We start from the raw sequence: 6,320 nt of genomic DNA, 5'->3' as shown, positions 1-6,320 counted from the left end.
CTTCTCGACCGTCATTCCCAAGAGCGGCGAGCGCCCGATCCTGACGCCGGACCCATGGCCGGGCTTTTCCATCGGCCTGTCCAATTGCCGCCCGTCGAGCCGTGGCGAGATCATGATCCGCTCGGCCAATCCGCGCGACTACCCCAGGATAACGGCCAATGCCTACTCCACCAATGCCGATGTCGAGGAGATGCTGGCGGCGGTGAAATTCGTGCGCAAGATCGCCTCGATGCCTGCCATGGCCGAGATCATCGAGGAAGAGGTCCTGCCCGGTCCCTCGATCACCTCCGATGCCGATCTGGTCCAGGATTTCCGGAAGCGCTCGGGCACCGTCTATCATCCGGTCTCGACCTGCCGCATGGGGCCGGATCCCGCGCGCGCCGTCGTCGACCCGCGCCTCAAGGTGCATGGTCTGGAAGGTTTGCGCGTCATCGATGCCTCGATCTTTCCCGACAACATCACCGGCAACACCAACGCCGCCTCGATCATGACCGGTTGGAAAGGCGCCGAACTGGTTCTGGAGGACCAAGAATGAAGATCACCGACGTCAAGACCTGGGTTGTCGGCAATCCGCCGCCCGGCATCGGCGGCAAGTATTTCATCTTCGTCAAGCTGACCACCGACGGCGGCGTCGTCGGCTATGGCGAGGCTTACAACGCCACCTTCTCGGCCCATGTTACCGCCCGCATGGTCGAGGACATGGCCGAGCGCTATCTCATCGGCCGCGACCCGCACGACATCGAGAATTTCTTCCGCCGCGCCTATTCCTCCGGCTTCACCCAGCGCCCCGATGTGTCCGGCATGGGCTGCTTCTCGGCGCTGGAAATGGCCTGCTGGGACATCATCGGCAAGGAAGCCGACAAGCCGGTCTATAAACTGCTCGGCGGCCAGGTGCACGAAACGCTGCGTTCCTACACCTATCTCTATCCGCACAGCGGCAGCGTCCATTCCGAGGATGCGCACGGCAAGAACGTCTACAACGATCCAGATCTCGCCGCTGCCTGTGCGCTCGAATATGTCGAGCAGGGTTTCAATGCCGTCAAGCTCGACCCCGCCGGCCCCTACACAGCCTTCGACGGCCATCAGCCGCGCCTCGTCGATATCGACCTGTCCACCCGCATGATCAAGGCGATCCGCGAGGCGGTCGGCACCCGCGCCGACATCCTGTTCGGCACGCACGGCCAGTTCACAGCGTCCGGCGCGCTGCGCATGGCGCGCGCCATCGAGCCCTACGATCCCTTGTGGTTCGAGGAGCCGGTGCCGCCTGATATGCCTGAGGTCATGGCCCAAGTGGCCCGCGCGACCTCGATCCCGATCGCCACCGGCGAGCGGCTAACGACCAAGTTTGAATTCGCCCGCGTCATCGAGAACCGCGCCGCGACCATCCTGCAGCCGGACCTCGGCCGCTCCGGCGGCATTCTCGAAACCAAGAAGATCGCCGCCATGGCCGAGGCCTACCACATCCAGATCGCACCGCATTGCTATTGCGGACCGATCGTCGGTGCGGCCAACATCCAACTGGCGGTGACGCTGCCCAATTTCCTCATCCTCGAATCGCTGAAGCAGTGGGACGGTTTCCACGCCACGCTGCTGAAGAAAAAGATCGAGTGGCAGGACGGCAAAATCATCCCCTCAAAGGAGCCCGGCCTCGGCGTCGAGCTCAACGAGGCGGTCTGCGAAGCACACCCTTACACGGGCAAGGACCTGCATCTGCAGATGATGCAGACGCCGCTGACGCCGTGAGCGAAAGCTACGCCTTCATCGGCCTTGGCCACCTCGGCGGCAACCTTGCCGCCAGCCTGATCCGCAACGGCTTTGCCGTCACGGTCTTCGACCGTGATCCCGCCGCCGTCGAGCGCCTGGTGGCGCTCGGGGCCACAGCGGCAAGCAGCCCCGCCGAGGCCGCCGCACGGGCCGGCAACGCAATCTCCTGCCTGCCCTCTCCGAAGGTGAGCGAAGCCGTGCTGGCGGGCGCCGATGGTCTGCTGGAGGGCCTGCCCGCAGGCGGCACCTGGATCGAGATGTCGACCAACGGCCGCGACGAAATTACCCGCCTCGCCGCCCTCGCCTCGGCCAGGGGCGTCGAGACGCTGGAATGCCCGGTCACCGGTGGCGTGCACCTGGCGGCGGCTGGGAAGATCACCGCGCTGGTCGGTGGCGACGCCGCACTCTATGAACGTCATCGCCCCGCCATCGAGGCGATGTGCGCAAAATCGTTTCTGATGGGCCCGGTCGGCTCGGCGGCGGTGATCAAGGTGATCACCAACATGCTCGCCTTCATCCATCTCGTTGCCGCCGGCGAAGCGCTGATGCTGGCCAAACGAGGCGGGCTCGACCTCGCCCAATCCTACCACGCCATATCAGCCTCCTCCGGCAACAGCTTCGTCCACGAGACCGAAAGCCAGCTCATCCTCAACGGCTCCTACGACATCGGCTTCACCATGGACCTGGCGCTGAAGGACCTCGGCTTCGCGCTCGCCATCGGCGAGCAGTCCGGCGTGCCGCTTGAGCTGGCATCGCGCGTCAACGCCATTTTTCAGCAAGGCAAGGCCGCCTATGGCGGCGGCGCCTGGTCGACCCAGATCGTCAAACTGTTGGAAGATGCCGTCGGCACCGACCTGCGCGCACCTGGTTTCCCGGCCAAGCTCGAACTCTGACGCCGGCTGGATATCAAACGATTTCAGGGCGTTGGCTGGATCGGCGGATCCATCTGAATCAATCTGTCAACGGCTTGATTCAATATCTGAGCGTCAATGCACCGGGCAGGATCTCGAAGGTCGCGGGTATGCGTCCCGGCGACTCGCCGTCTATGTCGACCAGCGCGCCATTCTCTGACGCATCGCCGAGCGGTTCGACCACCACTTTCCTGCCGCGCAGGATGGTGATCGCAGGATGATTGCGATGCCGGCCGCCATAGAGCAGCCGGATGTCCCAGATCAGCTTCAGCTTGCCGGCCGCGCGCAGGATGACGATGTCGAACTGCCCGTCGGTCAGTTCCGCATCCGGCGCGATCATCATGCCGCCGCCGAAGAACTTTCCGTTTGCCACCGCCACCAGCGCCATGCGCGCTTCGACGGGGACGCCGTCGTCGACCGTGATGCTGACCTCCTGGAAGCGGTAGCGGATGAACTCGACCACGGTGCGCCACAGGAACAGCGCCTTGGCCGACATCCTGCCCTTGCGCTTGTCGGCATTGACGGCGCGGTCAGTGGCGCCGGAAAGCCCCAGGCTGGCGATGTTGATGAAATGCCGGCTGGCCAGCGCGCCGTGATCGTCGACGTAGCAGATGCGTCCGGCATCGACCTTGCGGGGCGTGGCTTCGGCGATCCGCTTCAGCACGGCATCGACCTTTTTCGGCAGCCCTAGCCCACGCGCGAAATCGATGCCGGTGCCGCATGGCAAGAGCCCAAGCTCGGTGGTCCGGCCGCTTTCCCTGGCCGCTTGCAGCAGCCCGTCGGCCACTTCGCTGGCGGTGCCGTCGCCGCCGGCCGCGATCACCAGGTCGAAGCCAATCATCGCGAGATCGATTGCCAGCCTTTCGGCGTCGCCTTCCGCTTGCGTCTCGCGCAGTTCGAATTCGCCGAAATGCTTTTTCAGCGACACGGCGACATCAGGCCAATGCCGTTTCAGCCGGCCCCCACCGGCAATCGGGTTGAGAACCACTCCAACTTTCAAATACCCGCCCTCCCCGGCGCCGGACATGCAGGTCCGATCCTTTGCCGGCATTGAAGACCGCACCGGGCGGCAGGGCAAGGCCGAATGTCCGCCGATGAGGCCCATCGTGGCGGACAGGAAAATTTCGTTATCCCAGCTTGATCCCCGATAATCCCGTTATCCACAGGCCTCCGGCCATTCCCCAGGACCCTTACCCGGCGTACGTTAAACCCATCTCAGGCGGCTACCGATCATCAAGCCGAAAGGCGAAGTGAAAGGCGGATTTCCTGAGGCCCGTACGGCCCGAAGCGAGAGCAGGCTTGCCTGTTTTGAGGGACGGAGCCGAGACCTACGGGGCCGCGGAAAGCGTGCCAACGCCTACGGCGGACCGATGCTGCCATGAAGGACGGCAAAAACCTTCGATGGTGCGCAGGGCAAAGCCCGCAAGGGTGAAAACCGGCGTGGTCCCGAACGGACGCTGCTCTCGGGCGGCGGACTGGCAGGACCGTCAAAATCAAGGCCGGCAAGGCGCGACGACTTTACGGAAGTTGCTGCCGCGACCGTGTCCTGATCTGACAGGGAGGCGCTGGGAGAAATCCCGGCGCCGACTGCCTTTTTGCCCCTCGATATCCTTCGCCGGCGATCTCGCGGGCGCCGCTTCACCGCGCGCCAAAATCAGCTAGTATCCCAGCGTCAGAGTCTGTTTTCAGGCGGACTCTTCGAGGGGACACTTCATGACGCTCATCCAGAAGCTTGCCGTCGCCTATGCCTTCCTGTTCTTCGGCGTCGTCGCCATCGGCTACATACCGGCGTTCAACGACGCCGACGGCAATCTGTTCGGCCTGTTCTCGCTGCAATGGTATGACGACCTGCTGCACGCCTTCTCCGGCGTCTGGGCTCTGGCCGCCGCCTTCATCTCGCACCGCCAGGCGGTGTTCTATTTCAAGCTGTTCGGTTCGGTCTACCTGTTCGACGGCGTGCTCGGGCTGATCACCGGTTCCGGCTGCCTCGATGCCGGTATCTTCATCAACGGCTTCCGCTCCCTCAACGATATCGAATTCCCGGCTCGCTTCTTCGCCAACCTGCCGCACCTCGTCATTGGTGGCTTCGCCGTCTATGTCGGCTTCCGGCTGGCCAGGCGCATACACGAACACTTCGCCACGGCCTGACTGGCCATGTTCCTGTTCCGCTGGCTGAAGCGCATCATCAAGACGATCCTCTGGGTGATCGTCATCGTCATCCTCATCCCGATCGCCGGGCTGAGCTACGGCTTTCTGACGACGTCGTCGCTCGACAAGACGCCGCTGCCCGGCATTGCTGACGGCGCGCCGCCCAAGGCGCTGGCCGACAAGGTTCGCGCCGAGATCCCAGGCTACCAGCGGCCGGAGGAATCGACCTTCCTCACCTATCCGGAATGGGCGATCGTCTACGCCGCGCGCGAATATGCCGGCTTCGTCGACAAGGACCAGCCGAGCGGCTTCCCCTACTGGTCCTATGTCGGCCGCTTCTGGCAGGACTACGCCATGGTCATCCGCGCCAGTTCTCCCTATAAGTTCAACTACGCCAACCACCAGATGCTGGTCATCATCGGCACCAGCCACTCGATCGAGCATATATTGCAGTGGGCCTATGAGAACACGGTCGGCCGCATCACCGAGGCGACGACGGCCAAGCGCACCGCCGCCGACATCTATCAGGCCAAGATGGCGGCGGACTATGCAGGGTTTCTCGACCAGGTGCCCTGGTATCAGTTCCCCTATGCCGACAAGCGCGCCGGCCTGTTTGCGGTGCAGTCGGCGCCGGGCGACAGTTCCATCCGCACCAGCGAACGCAAGCTCGCCTTCGGCCTCGCCGACACCATCAAGCAGGGCTATGCCGACCTGATCACCAAGGCGCTCGCTGCCACGATGGACCCCGCCTTGCTCGACATCCATGTCTGGGCCAAGGGACCCGTCGGCGAAGCCACCCGCAACGAGCCCGACACCTTGCTCGAACGCGACATGGGCGCTGACGGCACCATCTTCGTCACCAGGCGCTATCAGGTGTTCACCGAAGTGATCCCGCGCCTGATCGACAAGGGCGTCTCCTTCGTCGAGATCGGCGGCAATGACGAGATCATGGTCACCGTGCTCTCCACCGATACGATCGTCATCCCCGAAGGCATGCGCATCCTGTTCAGCTATCCGCTGCCGGCCGACCCGGCGATGCGCCGCACCGGCATGATCGTCGCCGTGCGCAAGCTGCATCTCGTGCTGCCGGCGCTGATCAAGGCCGGCGCCAAGCTTGAACACGTCTACGACTACTGAGGCCTTTCGGCCACGCCCGGCCAGGATCATGCATTTCCTGGCCTCCGCCACGCCCATTCCACAATCGCGGCCAAATCCCGCCTTGTTCGCGCGCGAAGGACTGGGAAGAAATGAATGGGCTGCCGGGGGCATCTCGAAGGGACAAGACCGTGATCAAGACCGCCCTTATCGCCATGACCATAGTCGGCTGCGACTGCGACGCCAAGCTTTGCGAATATATCGGCGAGACGCCGGCCAAGTGGTCGACCGTCGCCGAGTGCGAAGCGGCGATGAAGAGCCAGATGCTGCACGAGCGCAATTTCAATTATCCGCTCGTCTCCGGCATCTGCCGCACGAAGGGTTCGTCGTCCTCCTCGCAAC

At 63.7% G+C, this 6,320-nt stretch carries 6 protein-coding genes and 1 pseudogene; 6 read left to right on the top strand and 1 reads right to left on the bottom strand.

Annotated elements, in window-relative coordinates:
- From EN964_RS21010 to EN964_RS21000, 3 genes are all read left to right on the top strand, one after another.
- Window positions 1-535, top strand: a 535-nt coding sequence (locus EN964_RS21010) for a GMC family oxidoreductase (protein WP_245490678.1), incomplete at its 5' end; no start/stop codon positions are given.
- A complete protein-coding gene (locus EN964_RS21005) occupies window positions 532-1,743 on the top strand; it encodes a mandelate racemase/muconate lactonizing enzyme family protein (protein WP_127272520.1) in 1,212 nt (403 codons plus the stop codon). The genes EN964_RS21010 and EN964_RS21005, both read left to right, overlap by 4 nt.
- The gene (locus EN964_RS21000) at window positions 1,740-2,657 is read left to right on the top strand and encodes an NAD(P)-dependent oxidoreductase (protein WP_127268293.1); all 918 of its coding nucleotides are present in this window, start codon (window positions 1,740-1,742) and stop codon (window positions 2,655-2,657) included. The genes EN964_RS21005 and EN964_RS21000 overlap by 4 nt, the downstream gene beginning before the upstream one ends.
- Window positions 2,658-2,736: 79 nt before the next feature.
- Here EN964_RS21000 and EN964_RS20995 read toward each other — a convergent pair whose 3' ends face one another.
- Window positions 2,737-3,675: a diacylglycerol kinase family protein gene (locus EN964_RS20995; protein ID WP_127268294.1), complete on the bottom strand. Its 939-nt coding sequence runs from the start codon at window positions 3,673-3,675 to the stop codon at window positions 2,737-2,739.
- A 713-nt stretch (window positions 3,676-4,388) separates the two neighbouring features.
- Here EN964_RS20995 and EN964_RS20990 point away from each other — a divergent pair.
- The 3 genes and pseudogenes from EN964_RS20990 to EN964_RS20980 all read left to right on the top strand — a co-directional run.
- Window positions 4,389-4,823 carry a DUF4383 domain-containing protein gene (locus EN964_RS20990; protein ID WP_127268292.1) on the top strand — a complete coding sequence of 145 codons (435 nt, stop codon included), beginning with the start codon at window positions 4,389-4,391 and terminating at the stop codon, window positions 4,821-4,823.
- A gap of 6 nt (window positions 4,824-4,829) precedes the next feature.
- On the top strand, window positions 4,830-5,960 hold the full coding sequence (locus EN964_RS20985; RefSeq protein WP_127268291.1) for a hypothetical protein: 1,131 nt from the start codon (window positions 4,830-4,832) through the stop codon (window positions 5,958-5,960).
- A gap of 149 nt (window positions 5,961-6,109) precedes the next feature.
- Window positions 6,110-6,320: pseudogene (locus tag EN964_RS20980) on the top strand (hypothetical protein); the annotation flags it as partial.

Source organism: Mesorhizobium sp. M7A.F.Ca.CA.001.10.2.1, assembly GCF_003998575.1.
In the GTDB taxonomy this organism is placed as follows: Bacteria; Pseudomonadota; Alphaproteobacteria; order Rhizobiales; family Rhizobiaceae; genus Mesorhizobium.
This window is presented reverse-complemented; position numbering and strand designations above follow the sequence as displayed.

Coding starts and splice junctions, on each gene's coding strand:
- EN964_RS21005 (WP_127272520.1), top strand. CDS start 532: ATGAAGATCACCGACGTCAAGACCTGGGTTGTCGGCAATCCGCCGCCC.
- EN964_RS20990 (WP_127268292.1), top strand. CDS start 4,389: ATGACGCTCATCCAGAAGCTTGCCGTCGCCTATGCCTTCCTGTTCTTC.
- EN964_RS20985 (WP_127268291.1), top strand. CDS start 4,830: ATGTTCCTGTTCCGCTGGCTGAAGCGCATCATCAAGACGATCCTCTGG.